We start from the raw sequence: 1,164 nt of genomic DNA on the forward strand, positions 1-1,164 counted from the left end.
TTATTGTTTTAATTCACTTGGGGCTAGCCCCAAGTGAATTAAGTTTTGCATATTCTACTGGCGACATTTTATTTAGTCCATCATGTGGGCGATGATGATTATAATCATTCATCCAGATTTGTGTTTGTTCCCTTACTTGATTTATATCTTCAAAGATGTATTTATTTAAAACTCCTCTTCTATAACTACCATTGAATCTCTCTATAAAAGCATTCTGTGTTGGCTTTCCAGGTTGGATATACTTAAATTCAATTTCATGCATTTGACTCCACTCCAAAGCAATCTTTGCAATAAATTCAGGACCATTATCCATCCTTATTCGCTTAGGCTTGTTCCTTTTGTTAATGAGATGATTTAGCACCCAGATGACACGGCTGCTAGTTAATGAAAAGTCGATTTCTATATGAAGTATTTCTCTGTTATAATCATCAATTATATTAAAGGCTCTAAAACGTCTTTTGTTTTCTAAGACATCGGTTACAAAATCTATACTCCAGGTATGATTGAGCTCATTGGGTACTTCTAAGGTTTCTTTCACTCTTGCTGGTAATCGTTTCTTAGCTTTTCTTCTAAGAGGAAGTCCAAGAGCCACATAAACCCTGTGCATGCATTTATGGTTCCATGGCTTCCCTTCTGCTCTTAAACGACTATAGGCCTTCCAAAAGCCTTCTTCTGAATGCTCCTTTGCCTTTTGTTTTAAAGCCTGTTCAATCTCAATATCATCTTTAGGTAAAGCCTTATAATAAAACACACTTTTACTCATTTTGAGAACACGACACGCCCTGCTAATGCCGTAATGAATAAGTTCTTTAGCTATCTCTCTTTTCTTAGAGGGCTTTAAAGCTTTTTTTCGATAATCTCCTTTGCCATTTGATGATCCAATGCTAAACTAGCATACATCTGTTTAAGTCTTGCATTCTCTTCCTCAAGCTCTTTAAGGCGTTTTAGTTCTTTGGAGTTCATTCCTGCATAACGAGAACGCCATTTGTAAAACGTAGAGGTGCTAACTCCATGCTCTCTGGTAATTTGATCAACGCTTTTACCCGTATCAAACTCTTTTAAAATCTTAGCAATCTGCTGTGGTGAAAATTTACTTCGTCTCATAATACTGTCTAATTTAATTAAAATAATTCTTATTTTAAACAGTTCGGTTTTGGGGGAAGC

General features: G+C 35.7%; 1 protein-coding gene. It reads right to left on the reverse strand.

Annotation, left to right across the window (positions count from 1 at the left end; all coding sequences use genetic code 11):
- Positions 1–13: 13 nt before the first annotated feature.
- Positions 14–1,104 (reverse strand): IS3 family transposase gene (locus LB452_RS13400; protein WP_224462244.1). Its coding sequence is split into 2 segments (ribosomal slippage): positions 14–843 and positions 843–1,104, totalling 1,092 coding nucleotides; the frame shifts between segments, so codons are not numbered across the junction.
- Positions 1,105–1,164 lie beyond the last annotated feature (60 nt).

Origin of the sequence: Psychroflexus longus (assembly GCF_020164595.1) — a bacterium.
In the GTDB taxonomy this organism is placed as follows: Bacteria; Bacteroidota; Bacteroidia; order Flavobacteriales; family Flavobacteriaceae; genus Psychroflexus; species Psychroflexus longus.